The organism is Mycolicibacterium phocaicum (assembly GCF_010731115.1).
In the GTDB taxonomy this organism is placed as follows: Bacteria; Actinomycetota; Actinomycetes; order Mycobacteriales; family Mycobacteriaceae; genus Mycobacterium; species Mycobacterium phocaicum.
The window spans coordinates 802,774-818,363 of record NZ_AP022616.1 but is presented as its reverse complement, the minus strand read 5'-3'; the positions used below and the strand labels follow the sequence as shown (position 1 = coordinate 818,363).

The following is a 15,590-nucleotide window of genomic DNA, read 5'->3' as shown; positions in this document are numbered from 1 at the left end:
AGACAGCCATGGGTAGCTATCGGACGGTCCTGGTCGGAACTGACGGCTCAGACTCATCGATGAAGGCAGTCGAGCACGCCGCTACGTTCGCCGCTCAGCAGGGCGCGAAGCTGGTGATCGCGACGGCCCATTTCCACGAAGTCGAAAAGGGCAGCTGGGCACGAGCGGCCGCACCGGAAAAGGCCAGTGATCGTCGCGCCGAGGACGTACTCGGTCGTGACGCCGGCTACCGGGTGCACGGCGACGCGCACGTGTACGAGATTCTGCGCGACGCAGGCGAACTCGCGCGTGGCGCGGGCGCCCAGGACGTGGAAGAGCGGTCGGTCATCGGCGCACCCGTCGAAGCGCTGACCACGCTGGCGCGCGACGTCGCCGCCGACCTGATCGTCGTCGGCGATGTCGGCCTGAACACGACCGCAGGACGCCTGTTGGGCTCGGTTCCCGCCGACGTTGCGCGCAAGGCCAAGATCGACATCTTGATCGTGCACACCGTCGACTGACCTTGTGCCGATGTCGACCCACGACTTTGCCACCTACGAGGAATTCGGCCGAGAGTTCTTCGAGGTCGCTGTCACCGCCGATCGCGTTGCCGATGGCTTCGGCACGATGGCCGGCGACACCTTTGAGCTCGGGCCCTTTCCGGCCGGCCCCGCCGGGATCGCGCGGGTGACGGCGCGGGTCAGCATCGAGCAGCCACAGGTGACACGCAGAGACGGCGACATGATCGCTTTCGACGTTCGAATTCCCCTCGACATCGATCTGCTCATCGACCTGCGTGTGGACCGTTCCCGGTTCGAAGTGAACGGCGAGATCGCGTTGATCGCCACGGCGCGCGCTGCCGAACCGCTGCTGCTGATCATCGACATCCCGAAGCCGGAGCGCAAAGACATCACCGTGAACGTGACATCGCAGACGCTGCGGGGTGAGCTGCTGCGGATCGTGGCCGACGTCGATTCGGAGATCAAGCGCGTCATCGCCAAGCAGGTCGGCCGCCGGATCGAGGCGCCCGAAGCGCAGCAGGCGAAGGTCGTCGACATCGGTAAGCGCATCGCCAGCGCGTGGACCGGCGTCTGACGGCGCCGACGGGGTAGCGTGCCCGCATGACGGTGTATGCCATTGCGCAGCTTCGGTTTACAGATCGACCCGCGTACGACAGGTATCAGAGTCGGTTCATGGGCGTCTTCGCGCAATACGCGGGGACCATCCTCGCGGCAGACGAGGCACCCGCGGTCATCGAAGGCGACTGGGATCGCGAGAAGGTGGTCCTGATGTCGTTCCCCGACGAGTCGTCGTTCCGTGCATGGGCGAATTCACCTGAGTACCAGGAAATCTCGGTCGATCGCCGGGCCGGATCCGACGCCGTCGTCCTGCTCGTCAAGGGAATCGGTGCGCCGTAGTGGCGGCGTAGTGGTGGCGTACCGAACAACCCCGCGGCGGGACGATTCGGCGACCGATCAGACCGGCGCGATGTAGTTGCTGCTGTAGAACTCCTCCTGGATTTGCGAATGCGCAGACGGTAGGTCCACGGCCAGCCACATGCCGGTGGCGCCGGCCGGGATGGGCGCCTGCAGCGTGATGCTGCCGCTACCGAAGGCATCGGTGACGAGTGTGCCGGTGGTGATGCCGCGGTCACCGGGCAGACAACCCAGCACGCCGTGCGGTGCCGGGATCACCCGCACCACGTACCGCGCGTCGTCGGCGCCGTTCGTCAAGTCGATATGAGCGACCGCGATGCGCCCGTCCGAGGTGATCTCGGCGAAGGGTTTCGCGCTTGCGCGACCCAATTGTGTTGTCACCAGCTGGAAGTCGCAGGTGTGCAGGTTGGCGAGCAGGAACATTCGATGTGCCGGCGATGCGGACGCCGACGTGGCCACCATCGTCATGGCCGCACTCAATGCTGCCGATATGGCCACGGCTCGCGCGAATTCGCCCCGTACGGTCGCTGAGGTTTTCACTGTGAACCTTCTTGCTCGTGCGTGAAATAGATTGGCGCACTACGTGTTCAACAGCCTATGGAGGTGAGGGGTCAGCCCGGATCGTGCCGTGGTCGGAGATCGGTCGAAGACTTTCTACTCCCGGGGTAGGTGTCGACCGCCACCCACGGCACGATGCCGGCGCGTGCGGCGTGATTAGCGCGTCGGGGCAACGCCGTTCAAGACGAAGTCGATGACGTCACCGGCGACGTCGCGTTGCGTCTTGTTTGAACTCAGGGCGTTGTGCAACAGCGCCGTCATCATGACCGCGCCGAAAATGGTGACCGCATCGGTGTGCGGATCCGCGACACGCTTCAAGGTGCCGTCCGCGGCGCCGGCCTCGAGCACGCGGGAAATGGGTTCGTAGAACGCGTGCTGGACCGCCGAAGCGAGGTCGGGGAGTCGGATGGCGCGGCCCAGGTCACCGACCAGTGCCATGCTCGTCCCCGGCCGATTCATGGTGTGCGCGACCTGCGCGGTGATGACTGCAATGAGCCGTTCCCGCCCGCTTCCCGTGGAATCGGCGGCCGCGGCAACGTCACGAGCCAGGTCGCCCAGTGAATCCCGCAGCAGGAAGCCGAGGATGTCGTCCTTGCCGGTGAAGTAGTAGTACAGCGTGGCTTTCGGGACACCGGACGCGGCGGCGATCTCTTCGATCTTCGTGTTTTCCAGGCCCTTGGCGGCGATCAGGTCGGCCGCGGCATAGAGCTTGCTCGCCACTGCCGCGGGCACTGCGCGTCCCGTCTGTTCAACCACGAGTCGAAGTGTACGAGGGAGTGATCCGCGGGACCTCGCGACGGTGGAACCGACATCCAAACTGATATGTTGTACTCAGAGTCTAAACCTCGAGTTCTAGACGTGTCGGAAGGGATCACCATGAGCAGCGTCACCGCAGACGTCGTTGTGGTCGGCTACGGAGCCGCGGGTGTGTGCGCTGCGCTCGAAGCGCGGGCTCAGGGAGCGGACGTCCTCGCCATCGATCGTTTCAACGGGGGCGGCGCCACGCAGGTGTCGGGCGGGATCATCTACGCCGGCGGTGGCACGTGGGTCCAGCGTCAGGCGGACATCACCGATAGTGCCGATGCCATGTACGAATACCTGCACGCCGAGGTCGGCGACTCGGTGCGGCCGGAAACACTGCGGCGGTTCGTCGACGGCAGCCCCGCGATGATCGACTGGCTCACCGCACACGGCGTGCCGTTCGAGGCCTCGGTGTGTCCCTACAAGACGTCGTACCCCAACAACAAGTACTACCTTTACTACTCGGGCAGTGAGAACTCCGGGCAGTTCCGTGCGCTCACGCCGCCGGTACAGCGTGGCCACCGCGCCAAGGGTCCGGGCGCGTCGGGCAAAAAGATCTATCAGCCGCTGGCTGCGTCAGCGCATCGGGCGGGCGTGCGCACGATGTTCCACACGCGAGCCGAGTCACTTCTGACCGATGCCGAGGGCCGGGTCGTGGGGGTCCGGACCAGCACCCTGGCGCAGGCGCCGGCGTGGGTGCAGCGTCGCTACGCGACATACGCCGCGCTGTCCGTGAAACCCGGTATCTACTACCCGCCGCTGCGCGCGGCGATGGACCGGCGGCTGGCCGCCCTCGAACGCCGCTACGCCCGGACGGTCGACGTCCATGCCCGCAAAGGTGTAATCCTCTGCGCCGGTGGATATATCGCCAATCGCGAGTTGATCCAGCAGCACGCTCCGGACTATCGCGATGGCCTGCAGCTCGGCACCAGCGCGGACGACGGCAGCGGCATGCAGTTGGCTGTCGACGTGGGCGCGGCCGTGGATCGGCTGGATAACGTGTCCGCGTGGCGGTTCATCACGCCGCCCAGTGCGATGCTCGGCGGGCTCGTCGTCAACGAGAATGGGCACCGCTTCATCGACGAAACCCGTTACGGCGCAGCCATCGGCAACGCGATGGTGCAGGGCCACAACGGGCGGGGCTGGATTCTGGCCGATCGGTGGCTGCTCGAGCAGGCGCGCAAACAGCTTCCGCAGCAGGCGATCTGGTTTCAGCGTCTGCAGATGGAAGCGATGCTGCGGACCGATCGCGTGGAGGCGGCCACCATCGAAGCTGTCGCCGCCAAGGCGGGCGTCGACCCGGTTGGACTGCGCCGGACCGTCGCTGAGCACAACGAGGCCGCGGCAGCGGGGCGCCCGGATCCGATGGGCAAGCCGGCCGAATACGTGCACCCCATCGAACAGGGTCCGTACTCGCTGATCGCGATCTCGATCAAGCGCAGCCTGATCAATCCGTGCCCGATGTTCACCCTCGGCGGCCTCATCGTCGACGAAGACACCGGCGCCGTGAAAACCCCTGAGGGACAACCGATCGACGGCCTCTTCGCGGCGGGACGCACGGCTATCGGCATCTGTGCCAACTCCTACGTGAGTGGGCTGTCGCTCGCCGACTGTGTGTTCTCCGGACGGCGTGCCGCGCAGCACGCCGTCCGACGCGGCTCGGTCAGCGCTCGCTGAGCGACAGGTCGTCGTCGTCGTCGAACTTCTGCGGCGACGGCCACGCGGCGGGCACCGGGCGCTGGCGCACGATCTGCGGCCACCAGAACCACTTGCCCAGCAGTGCGGCGATCGACGGTGTCATGAACGATCGCACCACCAACGTGTCGAACAGCAGACCCAGACCGATGGTCGTACCGATCTGCCCGAGGCCTACGAGCGGGCTGAAGATGAACGCCGCCATCGTTGCGGAGAACACCAGACCGGCTGCTGTGACGACGCTGCCGGTGCCACCCATCGACCGGATGATGCCGGTGTTGAGGCCGGCATGCATCTCCTCTTTGAACCGGGACACCAGCAGCAGGTTGTAGTCCGCGCCGACGGCCAACAGCAGGATGATCGCGAGCGGCACCACGACCCAGTACAGATGGATGCCGAAGATGTACTGCCACACCAGAACCGACAATCCGATCGAGGCGCCCAGGGACAGCACGACGGTACCGACGATGACGGCCGCGGCCACGATGCTGCGGGTCACGATCACCATGATCAGCAGGATGAGCGCGACTGCCGCCAGCGCGGAGATCAACAGGTCGTACTTGGTGCCCTCTTGGATGTCCTTGTTGGTGGAGCCGATACCGGCGATGTAGATCTTGGCGTCCGACATGGGTGTCGCCTTGAGGGCGTCGAACACCGCGTCCTTGATCGCGTTGATGTGCGGGATGGCCTCGGGGTTGGCGGGATTGCCCTGGTGCGTCACGATCATTCGCGCCGCCTTGCCGTCTGGCGACAGGAACAGCTTGAGCCCGCGTTTGAAGTCGGCGTTGTCGAAGGCCTCGGGCGGCAGGTAGAACGTGTCGTCGTTCTTGGCGTCGTCGAACGCCTTGCCCATGGCAGTGGCGTTCTTCAGGGCCTCATCGCTCTGGGCGTTGGTGCCACCGGTGGTCGCGTAATTCGACAGTGTCAGTTCGCGATTGCGTTCCTGGATCGCGATCTGCGGCGGGATCAGCGCCACCAGCTGCGGCTGCAGGGCGTCCAACTTGTCGAGGCTGGCGGTGATGTTGCCGAACTTGTCGGAGAGATCGGCGATGCCGTCGAGCGAGTCGAACACGGACCGCAATGCCGCGCACATGGGGATGTCGAAGCAGTGCGGTTCCCAGTAGAAGTAGTTGCGCAACGGGCGGAACTGGTCGTCGAAATCGGCGAGTTTGTTCCGCAGGTCGTTGACCGTTGTGACGGTGTCGTGGAATGCCTCGACCTGGTCGTGGGTCGCCTCGGCGCTCTGCTTCTGCAACGACAGCTGTTGCTTGAGGACGCTGATGGTGTTGTCGATCTCGTTGGCCTGCTTGAGCAGGTCGTTGGCGCGGTCCTTCTGGTAGCCCAGGTTCATGATCTGGCTGGCACTCGAGGCGCTGATCTGGAACGGGATGGAGCTGTGCGTGATCGGCGTCCCCAGCGGGCGCGTAATCGACTGCACCAGAGCGATTCCCGGTGTGTGGAGCACGGCCTTGGCGGCGCGCTCGAGGATCAGCATGTCCGCCGGATTCCGCATGTCGTGATCGGCTTCGATCATCACCAGCTCGGGGTTGATGCGCGCCTCTGTGAAGTGCCGTTCGGCGGCTTCCATGCCGACGACACCGGGTGCGCTGGCCGGGATGTACGGGCGGTTGTCGTAGCTGACCTCGAACCCGGGCAGCGCGAACACACCGATGAGCGCGATCGCGCCGGTCACCACGAGGATGGGACCGGGCCAGCGCACGATGGCGGTGCCGATGCGGCGCCAGCCGCGTGCCCGTTGGGCGACTTTGGGTTCCAGGAGGCCGAATCGGGTGGCGATCAACAACACCGCCGGCCCCAGCGTCAGCGCAGCGGCCAACGTCACGAGGACACCGAGCGCGGCGGGGATGCCGAGCGTCTGGAAGTAGGGGAGCCGGGTGAACTGCATGCAGGCAACGGCGCCGGCGATGGTCAGTCCGGAGCCGACCATCACGTGCACCGTGCCATGCCACATGTCGTGGTAGGCCGAGATCCGGTCCATGCCCTTGCCGCGTGCCTCCTGGTAGCGGCCGACGACGAAGATCGCGTAGTCGGTGCCTGCCGCGATGGCGAGGAGGGTCAAGAGGTTCGTCGCGTACGTGGACAGACCGATGACGCCGGCGTGCGCGAGGACCGCCACGACGCCGCGGGCCGCCGCGAGTTCGATGGCGACGGTCAGCAGGACGATGACCATCGAAACCAGTGAGCGGTAGACGAAGAGCAGCATGATGCCGATGACCAGGAAGGTGACACCGGTGACCTCGTTGGTGCCGGCGCTACCGACTTCGAAGTTGTCGGTCACCAGCGGCGAAGCACCGGTGATGTACGCCCGGATACCGGGCGGCGGCGGATCGTCGGCGACGATCTTGCGAACGGCGTCGACGGAGATGTTCGACATCGCCTCGCCCTGATTACCGCGCAGATACAGCTGGGTCAGAGCTGCCTTGCCGTCCTTGCTCTGGGAGCCGCCGGCGGTGAGCGGGTCACCCCAGAAGTCCTGCACATGCTCGACGTGCTCTTTGTCGGCCTGGAGGCGCTTGACCAAGCCGTCGTAGTAGTTGTGGGCTTCCGGACCGAGCGGCTTGTCGCCCTCGATCACGAGCATTGCCGCACTGTCGGAATCGAATTCGTGGAAGACCTCGCCGATGTGCCGCATCGCGAGAATGCCCGGCGCATCGGGTGCGTTCTGCCCGACCGAACGCTCCCAGCCGACCACTTCGAGCTGCGGCGAGATGGTGTTGGAAACGCCGGCGATGGCGATCCAGATCAGCAGGATCGGCAGTGCGAACTTGCGGATGAGCCGTGCCGGCAGGGCACCCTCGACGGCGGCGTCGCTGCGATGCTCGCTCATGCCGTCTTGTCCAAGCAGGCGATGTAACCGTTCACGTGGTTCGTGGACCTTTCGTCCTTGACGATGCCGTTGACGGTGATGCGACAGCCGATGGTGCTGCCATCACCCTGCGCTCGGAGATCGGCGTACATCGTCGGATCGTCGGTGGTCAGGGCCTGCGACCACGGCAGGGTGACGTTTTCGACGCGCTGCGGCTGTGCGTTGATGTCCAGGAAATTGATCGTGGCCGTGGATCCCGGTGAACCGAACACCTCGAACAACACCCGTTTCGGGTTGTAGCCGGTGTTCTCCAGGGCCTCTGAACCGGGCCGTGAGATCTCGTTGTCGGAACCGAAGATGCCCCGCAACCGGTCGACACTGAACGCGACCAAGGCGATCACCACGACCACCACGATGGCGATCCACTGCCGGCGCGCCAACTTGCTCACCGAAAACTTGCTCAAGCCACAGCCTTTCGACGCCCCCGTTGACGAACAGCCGCAGCAACCTCGTCAAATCGTCCCGTAACGCAGAACGGTACGGTACCGTACGTGCGATCGCAACCGGATTGACATATGAGCAAAAGCCTGAGCACATTGCCGCAACGAAGTGCAACGCCACGGTGTAACTCTGGTATTCCATCTTGGGTGAGTGCGGCAGAAAGGGGCATGGCGATGTCAGAGGACATGCCCGAGAGCCTCGGCTGCCCATGGAGTGAGCGGGAAGCCGAACTGCTGGCCATCACACTCGAACTGTTACGGGAGCACGGCTACGACCGGTTGAGTGTGGAAGCCGTGGCGACCAAGGCCAAAGCGAGCAAGGCGACGATGTACCGGCGCTGGCCGTCGAAGGCCGATCTGGTGCTGGCCGCGTTCATCGAGGGCATTCGGCAATCCGCCGTGCCACCCCGCACCGGCTCGCTGCGCGGAGACCTGCTGGAGATCGGGCGGGCCACCTGCGAACAGGCGCGTGAACACACGCCGACCATGCGGGCGGTGCTGAACGAGATGTCACACAGCCCGGGTCTGCAGGCGGTGATGCAGGAGAAGTTCGTCCTGCAGCGCAAATTGGTGCTGGACGGAGTTCTCGCCGATGCCGTCGAACGCGGCGAGATCGACGCCGCGGCGATCAATGAGGAGATATTCGATCTGCTGCCGGGGTATCTGGTGTTCCGGGCGCTGGTCTCCGATCGACCGCCGACCGAGGACACCGTACGGATCCTGGTCGACGACGTGTTGCTGCCCAGTCTCACCGGCCGCCGCTCGATGAGCTGACGCGGTCGGCGATCCCAAGGGGGAGAAGCTGTTTCACCTCATGGTCGCACTGCGTAGCGGCGTGCCGTTGCCGAGGTTGCAGTACCAATCGCCCGACGGCGACGAGATCAAGCCTGAACACACCCGGCCCGTACGTCCCGACGGCTGGGTCTCCCCATGAGACGAATCCTGTTGTTGCAGCATCGGACTCGGCCCGGATCCCAATAGTATTTCGCGCTGATCGGATGTCAGCGTCATGAGTGCCGTGGTGAGCTCGCGGACGGTCTTGTCGTGGGCGAGTTCGAGCCACGCCAGTTCCGCGTCGATCATCCGCGCATAGCTGGTATCGGGATCGAAGTACGCGACTTCTACGCCGAAGAACTCGGCCAACATCTCCGCCGTGTGCGGGGACGGGTACTTCCGGGTGCCCGAACGGAGTTGCGACAGGTAGGGCGCCGACAACTGGTACCCGCGGCGGGCGAGGGCTCCGGTCACCTCGAAACTGCGATACGGCCCCCGCCCTGGCGGCCAGCCGGCGGCGAACAGTCGATTGAGTCGTTCGGCGAAAGTGGCTGCGCCCACCGAATATTGGCGACTTGTCTTGTTGACCATCGGATTCCCCCTCGAATCAAGCTGCAGTGCAATGACTTACGTTGACTCAGTCAGTGACCGCCCGGGGGTGCGGCGCCTGGGCCAGACGCCACAGGGTGAGGTTCGGGCGCGCGCCCGTCGCACGAACGTTAGCTCACTTTCCTGTGAATGCAACGACAGCTAATGTTTGCGAAGAGTTGACGCTTCGGTAGGTTCATGGAATTCTCGTGACATCAGTTGAGTGCCAGTAAAGCCGGGGGGCTTGGGGCCGGTCTTCTCAAGGGGGATGCAGTGATTCGTGTTCTGCCGCGGGTACCGCGGAGTGTCGTGTCGGCCGGGGTGCTGCTCACATAGCCGTAACTGCCGTTGTGAGGGTTCGTCGTCTGGTGGTTGCTGGTGCGCCGCCACCGAGCAACCGGGTCAAGAGTCTGCCGGTGGTGCAGGCCAACGGAGACGCCGTGCACGATATGGGGACTTGAATGAATTCTGTTGGACGGCAAGGCTGCTCACAGGACGATTGCGCAGGATGGGCTGAAGAGGCCGCAGACGTGCCGGCGGCGTTGATTGGCTCGCAGCTGTCGAGGCGGCCACGTCCCGCGTCGCGCAACAGTGCGCACATCCCAGGCATGATCTGTCAGCCACATCGTTCCGTTCGGGTGGCGTATTGGTGGGCCAACGCTCTCCAGGCGCAGGGCTGGCGGTTGCGCGCGCTGGGAGAGCAGCTCGCCGGCGGCGGGTTCATCGCTGAGATCGAGGTGACGGACGGGGAGTCGGTGTGGGTCGTCTTTCCTCTGAACATGCCCGACGACGGCACCGAAGCGTCAGCTCTGGCAAACTTTCTGCAGCGACTGACCTTTGACCAGCGGAACTACCTGCGCAGGCTTCTCGCCGACACGCGGGGAATTGATGTGGTGCGTTCGGCGTCGCATGACGGTCGGTGAGCCCCTTCGCGATTCTCGGTGTGGTGGCGATCAAGGAATCGATGTGTTGTGGGGGATTTGTGGTGTTGACACCGAGAGTAAAAGACGAGCTCGCCAGTACCGTGGTGCACCTGCCCACTGCGCGCAAGGCCGAAGTGACTGCGCTGCTGCAGTTCGCGGGCGGACTTCGGGTGGCCAACGGGCGCGTCGTGATCGACGCTGACGTGGACCGCGAATCCGTCGCCAGCCGAGTTTGCCGGGACCTCAAAGATTTGTGCGGGTCCGCGCCCGAGGTACGCGTATTGCCGAGCGTCGGTTCGCGTCGTCGCTACTTGGTGCACGTCGCTCACCAGGCGGAGGACGTCGCCCGATGGACCGGACTCATCGACCGCTGGGGGCGGCCGGTCCGGGGGATGCCCGCGCAGATCGTGGGCGGCAGCAGGGCCGATGCCGAAGCCGTTTGGCGTGGCGCGTTTCTCGCCCGGGGATCGCTGGCTCTGGCCGGTCGCGCACGGGGCCTGGAGGTGGAATGCCCTGGTATGGAAGCCGCCTTGGCGCTGACGGGGGCCGCGCGACGCCTCGGCGTCCACGTGAAAGCGCGACAGCTGCGTGGGGCCGACCGGGTCACGGTTCGTGACCCCGACACCATCTCCTCGCTGCTGAATCTCATTGGCGCCAAACAGACTCATGAGGTCTGGCAGTCGTACCGCGATCGTGGCGGCACCGCCACGGCCGGCGCGGCACTGGTGGACTCCAATCAACGCCGCGCGCAGCAGTCGGCGATGACGACTGCCATCCGGGCGCAACGAGCGCTGGAAATCCTCGGCGACAAGGCGCCCGACCATTTCATCGAGATCGCACGCTTGCGCGTCCAGCACCCTGACCTGTCGTTGGAGGATCTGGGTCGGCTCGCCGAGCCGCCGTTGACGAAGCACGCCGCCGCGGGTCGTCTCCGGCGGGTGCTGGGAATGGCCGACCGCGAAGCCCAGCGAGCCGGAATCGCCGACACCAGTGCGGACGTCACCCCAGTGGGTCACCCTCCACAACATCCGTGATGGTGACGTCGATCGGGCCGGCCGGACTGCTGCCGTCCTGGTCGAGGTCGTCGAGGATGGTTCGGATCGTGTCGAGCACCAGCCGGCGGATGTCGTCGCCGAGGTCGCGCAGTTGGGTTCCGTAGCTTCCGGTGACGTCGATGTCGATGGCACGCAGTACGGCGCCGTCCAGGGTGAAAGCGATGCGGGTCGGCTGGCAGACGAAGCTGCGACGCAACTCCCGGGCCAGCAGGCTGCGCAGAGCGTGGTCGGTGATGTACACGACGCCGGCGCCGGCATCCCGCGACGCGCGGATGGGCCAACCCACCCGGCTCGCTGCATGCACCGCCGCGCGCACCCTGTCGCTGATGGCGTCCCAGCCGGGTTCGGGCACAGTTCTCAGGTATGAAGCTGCGCTGTGCAGGAAGGGATCAGGCTCTGTCACTGCCACCTCCTCAACAGAACTCGCAAAGTCTTCACAGCCCGGTGGTGGTGACCGCGCACCGCGTCGGGGCTGAGGTGGAGCACCTCGCCGATCTCGGGGAACGTCATCTGCTCGACCTCCCGCATCATCCACACCGCGCGCTGGCGCACCGGCAGTTCGCCCAGCGCCAGCTCGAGGGCGTCCAGGAAGGCGGCATTGGATGCCGCGGTGAAGGGATCCGCGGAAGTGTCAGGTCCCGCCAGTGGTTCCAGTACCCAATCTTCAACTGGCCGTGCGCGTTTGAGCCGGTGCGTGTCGGCGATCTTCCGGTAGCAGATCGCGAACAGCCACGTTCGCAGTGATGAGCTTCCGCGGAAGGAGCCGATCTGCTGCCACGCGGCAACGAAGGTGTCCTGCACGACGTCCGGCACGTCGGCCTCGTAGGCGAGCATTCGCCGCGCGTACCGGTAGAGCACCGGGCCGTAGCGGTTGACGATGATGTCGAACGCTTCGCGATCACCGACCACCGCCGAGGCCCGTAAGGCCTCGTCGTCAGCGTCGCGTAGGTCGCCACCGGTTGGCGCTGTCACCACACTCCGCTCTCAGTTACGCTCCACCGCTCCTGAAATATAGGCCTTCGTACCAGAATTGAATGCCCTCCGGGCTGTCTGAGACAAGTTCGGCTGAGTAGATTTGCGATGTGTCCTGAATCACTCAAATGGGACGTTCGGTTCGAGTTCTGAGTAACGACTACCCATGTAACGACGTCGAAAGGGGAGCGGTGATGACCAGCGCACAGGCCGACACGGAGCCGTCCGGCAAAGAAGTCAGCCCTTACCAGGGTTCACCGTTGGTGAGCTCGCAGGGCAAGACGACCATCGCGGGCGTGGTGGTCTCCAAGATCGCCGGGATCGCGGCCCGCGAGGTCAGCGGCGTGTATGACCTGGGCGGCGGGGCGTCGCGGATGGTCGGTGCGCTCCGCGAGCGGATCCCCGGCGCCAGCGTCAACCAGAGCCAGGGCGTATCGGTCGAGATCGGTGAGAAGCAGGCAGCTGTCGACATCGACATCGTTGCCGAGTACGGCGTGGCAATCGCCGACCTGGCAGCGGGCATCCGGCGAAACGTCATCGCCGCGGTCGAACGCATGACGGGCCTCGAGGTCACGGAAGTCAACATCACCGTCCACGACGTGCATCTGGACGGTGACAGCGGTGACGACGCCGACGCCGCTCCCGCCCGTGTCCAGTGATGCCCCGGCGGGGGATGGAGTTCTCGAGGACGCCGAACGCATTGCCGCTGCGGTGACTGCCGTCGAGGGCGTGGCCGGTTTGCATGCCGGCATGTTCGGCGAGGTGGCGACCTACCTGCCGGGGCGCCGGGTATCGGGCGTCCGGATCGCGGCGGACCGGGTCGACGTACACGTGAGTCTGGTGCTCGGTGTGCCGGTGCGGCCCACCGCGACCGCAATTCAGCGCGCCGTCGCCGAGCTGATCCAACTACCGGTCGACGTCACGATCGAAGATCTCGTGCCGGTGACACCAACGTCTGGTCGAGGGTTGCTGTAGACCGCCGTGGTGTGGCGGCGCGACGAGGGGCGCGCCGCCCCACCACGGGCTACGAACTCTCAAGTGCCACTACAACTTCGTAACGCGGAAGGTTCACATCATGACCTCATCGACGCTGGGTCTGGTTGCCGGTCTGCTACTCGGCATCGCTGCGGCCGCCGGCGGCCTCGGCGGGTTTCTCATCGCGTTGCTTCTCGGCGCGGCGGGCTACCTGATCGGCGCACACCGCGACGGCGAACTCGATCTGTCCGCCCTGTTACGGAGACGCGACCGTGACTGAACCAGAGGTTGTCGAAACTGCTGCAGCGCAGGATGATTCCGAGGACGACGCCGGCACGCGCGGCACGCTGACCGTCCGGGAGAAGGTCGCGCATCGGCTTGCCATCCGCGCCGCGCTCGATACCCCCGACGTGCTGCCGTTCCCAGAAGGACGCGCCAAAATCCCGGGCAGGTCGCTGCCTCAGGCGCAGCTGACGGTCACCGGCGACCGGGTCACCGCACACCTCAAGGTGACGGTGGCCTGGCCGGCACCGGCGGTGGCCGTCGCACATGCAGTGCAGCGCAATGTCGCGCAGACCTTGTCGAGCATGGGCGGACTGCAGGTCGACCGTGTCGACGTCACCGTCGCGCAATTGAGCACCGTCGCCAAGGACACGAAAAGGATCCGATGATGACTGCCGACAACTTTGCGCTCCCCGCACCCGGCCGGTCCCCGGTCGCTGCGGCCACGGCCCGGTACGTTGCCGTGGCGCTGGCACTGGTCGTCATGCTCGGCGGGGCGGTGTCCCTGCGGGAAGCCGGAATCGAGCTGGGCTGGGTCGACGGAGCACCGTGGATCGGTGCGGCCATAACAGCATTGAACGGTCTGCGGAGTCAGTGGTGGATGGTGCCCGCGGGTGCCGTGGCACTGATCCTCGGCCTCTGGCTGGTGGTGGTCGCGGTGCGGCCGCGACGTAAGACCGTCGTCGCCGTCGACGCCGCGGGATCGGTGTGGATGCGCCCGCGCGACGTGGCCCGGCTGGCATCGCACGCGGCGTCCTGCGTGCCGGGCGTGGAGGTGCTGAACTCGGCGGCCACTCGTCGCAAGGTCACCATGTACGTCGAAACACCGGTATGGAATCCGACGCCGCGGCGAAGGGCTCCATCGCCGCCGCGGTGGGTAGCGCGACCGAAATCCTTGTTCCCACACCGAAAATCGTCGTTCGCATCGGTACGAGCGGGGCTGCATGAGCCTGCTGCCGACCGACCTCGTGGATCGCGCGGCGACTCTGGTCGCCGGGGTCGTCGTGGCGTGTGTGGGCGCCGCTGCGGCACTGTGGCCGACGCATGTGGTGCATGCGGCTCCAGAACAGATCAGTACGGGGCCGGCCGAGCGGGTCACCTCGTCGACGTGGTGGCCGTGGGAACTGGCTGGGGCGGGCGCGTTGCTGTTGATACTCGGGCTGGTCTGGCTCATCGCGCATGTGCCGGTCCGGAAGGCGCAGGTCCTGCGCGTTCCAGGTACCAGCGAGCCGGGATTCATCACCGTGAACCTCGACGGCGTTGCGGCGGCGGCGGCCGCCGCATTGGCACAGGATTCGAATGTGCAGTCCGCCAAGGGAAAAGCGATCGCCGACCGCGGCAGTTCGACAGTGGAATTGACCGTGACCACGGCACAACCGGCGGGGCTGGCCGATGTCATCTCCGCGATCGACACCACCCTTGCCGACATCGCCCGGGTCACCGGGGCACCAGCAAGACGGTGGCCGCGCGCGCGATCCTGCAGATCGCCAAAGCCAAACGCTCCGCCTGATCTTGCGCACCGATGGGGCGGTAGCTCGTGCCGGGCGAACGTTTGGAAGAACCCGCTTCCGGGAATAGCTGAGTCAGCTGATGCCGTCGGCGCGTCACTCAGTGTGAGGAATCGAGATGGTCCACGAACTGGTATTGGCCCTGCAGAGCCAGCCCGAAGCAGCCGGCTTCATCCTGCGGGGCATCAAGGGAATCTTCGTTGCCATCGGTAGCGTCATCGCCGCGATCATCTGTGCGGTGATCGCCGGCACGAAGGGCCGAAGCGCCCTCGGTTGGGGGATTCTGGGGTTGTTCTTCTCGATCTTGACGCTGATCGTCGTGATCGTCATCCCGTCGAAGAAATCTTGAGCCAGGAGGAGCGACCATGTCGGTTCGACGAATGCTATTGCTCGCGGGTGCCATCTTGCTGCTGGCCGGCGCGATAGGCCTGTTGGTTCCGGTTTCGGCCACGTCCAACGACGGTAAGGAGATCGGTTGCGGCAGTGCGCTCTTCCAGGATCTGGACCAAGCCCGCTCGGCGAACGCGTCGAGCATCGCGGGCGTACCGATCCTGAATGAGATTGTCCCGCACACCGATTACGTAGCGCTGTGTGAATCGGCACTGTCCGGTCGCCGGACCTGGGCCATCCCTGTCGCGATCGTCGGAATCGTCGTCGCGGCGTCCGCCGCCGTGGTGCGGAGACGAGCCGACGCAACAGCGCCACAGTAGCCTCTGA

General features: G+C 65.5%; 21 protein-coding genes. 14 read left to right on the top strand and 7 right to left on the bottom strand.

Going from position 1 to position 15,590, the window contains the following annotated elements; translation table 11 throughout:
• Positions 1-8: 8 nt before the first annotated feature.
• Genes G6N46_RS04005 through G6N46_RS03995 form a run of 3 tightly spaced genes read left to right on the top strand, consistent with a single transcriptional unit; the run spans position 9 to position 1,397 of the window.
• The gene (locus tag G6N46_RS04005; RefSeq protein ID WP_061007371.1) at positions 9-500 is read left to right on the top strand and encodes a universal stress protein; all 492 of its coding nucleotides are present in this window, start codon (positions 9-11) and stop codon (positions 498-500) included.
• 10 nt (positions 501-510) lie between these two features.
• Complete coding sequence (locus G6N46_RS04000) at positions 511-1,074, top strand: hypothetical protein (protein ID WP_138249286.1); 564 nt, start codon at positions 511-513, stop codon at positions 1,072-1,074.
• A 26-nt stretch (positions 1,075-1,100) separates the two neighbouring features.
• Complete coding sequence (locus G6N46_RS03995) at positions 1,101-1,397, top strand: DUF1330 domain-containing protein (protein ID WP_061007370.1); 297 nt, start codon at positions 1,101-1,103, stop codon at positions 1,395-1,397.
• Between the two features lie 57 nt (positions 1,398-1,454).
• Here the strand turns inward: G6N46_RS03995 and G6N46_RS03990 are convergent, their stop codons facing one another.
• Together G6N46_RS03990 and G6N46_RS03985 are read right to left on the bottom strand one after the other, a co-directional pair.
• The gene (locus tag G6N46_RS03990; RefSeq protein ID WP_234880655.1) at positions 1,455-1,883 is read right to left on the bottom strand and encodes a hypothetical protein; all 429 of its coding nucleotides are present in this window, start codon (positions 1,881-1,883) and stop codon (positions 1,455-1,457) included.
• Between the two features lie 246 nt (positions 1,884-2,129).
• A complete protein-coding gene (locus G6N46_RS03985) occupies positions 2,130-2,729 on the bottom strand; it encodes a TetR/AcrR family transcriptional regulator (protein WP_234880656.1) in 600 nt (199 codons plus the stop codon).
• Between the two features lie 120 nt (positions 2,730-2,849).
• On the opposite strand from G6N46_RS03985, the gene G6N46_RS03980 reads away from it, so the two are divergent.
• A complete protein-coding gene (locus G6N46_RS03980; protein WP_138249287.1) occupies positions 2,850-4,451 on the top strand; it encodes an FAD-binding protein in 1,602 nt (533 codons plus the stop codon).
• On the opposite strand, the gene G6N46_RS03975 is transcribed toward G6N46_RS03980, so the two are convergent.
• Both G6N46_RS03975 and G6N46_RS03970 read right to left on the bottom strand, forming a co-directional pair.
• Positions 4,438-7,317, bottom strand: a complete 2,880-nt coding sequence (locus G6N46_RS03975) for an MMPL/RND family transporter (protein WP_138249288.1) — start codon at positions 7,315-7,317, stop codon at positions 4,438-4,440. The two genes, G6N46_RS03980 and G6N46_RS03975, sit on opposite strands and share 14 nt — an antisense overlap.
• Positions 7,314-7,745, bottom strand: a complete 432-nt coding sequence (locus G6N46_RS03970; RefSeq protein ID WP_226522158.1) for an MmpS family transport accessory protein — start codon at positions 7,743-7,745, stop codon at positions 7,314-7,316. Before G6N46_RS03970 ends, G6N46_RS03975 begins: the two co-directional genes overlap by 4 nt.
• A 219-nt stretch (positions 7,746-7,964) precedes the next feature.
• Here G6N46_RS03970 and G6N46_RS03965 point away from each other — a divergent pair, with 219 nt between their 5' ends.
• Positions 7,965-8,570: a TetR/AcrR family transcriptional regulator gene (locus tag G6N46_RS03965; RefSeq protein ID WP_138249289.1), complete on the top strand. Its 606-nt coding sequence runs from the start codon at positions 7,965-7,967 to the stop codon at positions 8,568-8,570.
• 33 nt (positions 8,571-8,603) lie between these two features.
• Here the strand turns inward: G6N46_RS03965 and G6N46_RS03960 are convergent, their stop codons facing one another.
• Entirely contained in the window at positions 8,604-9,161 is a 558-nt protein-coding gene (locus G6N46_RS03960) for a helix-turn-helix domain-containing protein (protein WP_174814015.1), read from the bottom strand.
• 458 nt (positions 9,162-9,619) lie between these two features.
• Here G6N46_RS03960 and G6N46_RS03955 point away from each other — a divergent pair, with 458 nt between their 5' ends.
• Positions 9,620-10,081, top strand: coding sequence for a hypothetical protein (locus G6N46_RS03955; protein WP_138249290.1), 462 nt, complete (start codon positions 9,620-9,622; stop codon positions 10,079-10,081).
• A 65-nt stretch (positions 10,082-10,146) separates the two neighbouring features.
• Positions 10,147-11,115, top strand: coding sequence for a DNA-binding protein WhiA (gene whiA, locus G6N46_RS03950; protein WP_061007379.1), 969 nt, complete (start codon positions 10,147-10,149; stop codon positions 11,113-11,115).
• Here whiA and G6N46_RS03945 read toward each other — a convergent pair.
• Both G6N46_RS03945 and G6N46_RS03940 read right to left on the bottom strand, forming a co-directional pair.
• On the bottom strand, positions 11,081-11,539 hold the full coding sequence (locus G6N46_RS03945) for a hypothetical protein (protein ID WP_133427403.1): 459 nt from the start codon (positions 11,537-11,539) through the stop codon (positions 11,081-11,083). The two genes, whiA and G6N46_RS03945, sit on opposite strands and share 35 nt — an antisense overlap.
• A complete protein-coding gene (locus G6N46_RS03940) occupies positions 11,536-12,108 on the bottom strand; it encodes an RNA polymerase sigma factor (protein WP_133427404.1) in 573 nt (190 codons plus the stop codon). The genes G6N46_RS03945 and G6N46_RS03940 overlap by 4 nt, the downstream gene beginning before the upstream one ends.
• 194 nt (positions 12,109-12,302) lie before the next feature.
• On the opposite strand from G6N46_RS03940, the gene G6N46_RS03935 reads away from it, so the two are divergent.
• The 7 genes from G6N46_RS03935 (at position 12,303) to G6N46_RS03905 (ending at position 15,583) form a co-directional block, all read left to right on the top strand.
• Positions 12,303-12,767, top strand: a complete 465-nt coding sequence (locus G6N46_RS03935) for an Asp23/Gls24 family envelope stress response protein (protein WP_061007359.1) — start codon at positions 12,303-12,305, stop codon at positions 12,765-12,767.
• A complete protein-coding gene (locus G6N46_RS03930; RefSeq protein ID WP_061007358.1) occupies positions 12,757-13,083 on the top strand; it encodes an Asp23/Gls24 family envelope stress response protein in 327 nt (108 codons plus the stop codon). Before G6N46_RS03935 ends, G6N46_RS03930 begins: the two co-directional genes overlap by 11 nt.
• A 100-nt stretch (positions 13,084-13,183) precedes the next feature.
• Complete coding sequence (locus G6N46_RS03925; protein ID WP_061007357.1) at positions 13,184-13,363, top strand: hypothetical protein; 180 nt, start codon at positions 13,184-13,186, stop codon at positions 13,361-13,363.
• Positions 13,356-13,754: an Asp23/Gls24 family envelope stress response protein gene (locus G6N46_RS03920; RefSeq protein WP_138249291.1), complete on the top strand. Its 399-nt coding sequence runs from the start codon at positions 13,356-13,358 to the stop codon at positions 13,752-13,754. Before G6N46_RS03925 ends, G6N46_RS03920 begins: the two co-directional genes overlap by 8 nt.
• On the top strand, positions 13,751-14,875 hold the full coding sequence (locus G6N46_RS29035; protein WP_407665075.1) for a DUF6286 domain-containing protein: 1,125 nt from the start codon (positions 13,751-13,753) through the stop codon (positions 14,873-14,875). The genes G6N46_RS03920 and G6N46_RS29035 overlap by 4 nt, the downstream gene beginning before the upstream one ends.
• A gap of 116 nt (positions 14,876-14,991) precedes the next feature.
• Positions 14,992-15,222: a hypothetical protein gene (locus G6N46_RS03910; RefSeq protein ID WP_061007354.1), complete on the top strand. Its 231-nt coding sequence runs from the start codon at positions 14,992-14,994 to the stop codon at positions 15,220-15,222.
• A 16-nt stretch (positions 15,223-15,238) separates the two neighbouring features.
• Positions 15,239-15,583, top strand: a complete 345-nt coding sequence (locus tag G6N46_RS03905) for a hypothetical protein (RefSeq protein ID WP_061007353.1) — start codon at positions 15,239-15,241, stop codon at positions 15,581-15,583.
• The last annotated feature ends 7 nt before the right edge of the window (positions 15,584-15,590 follow it).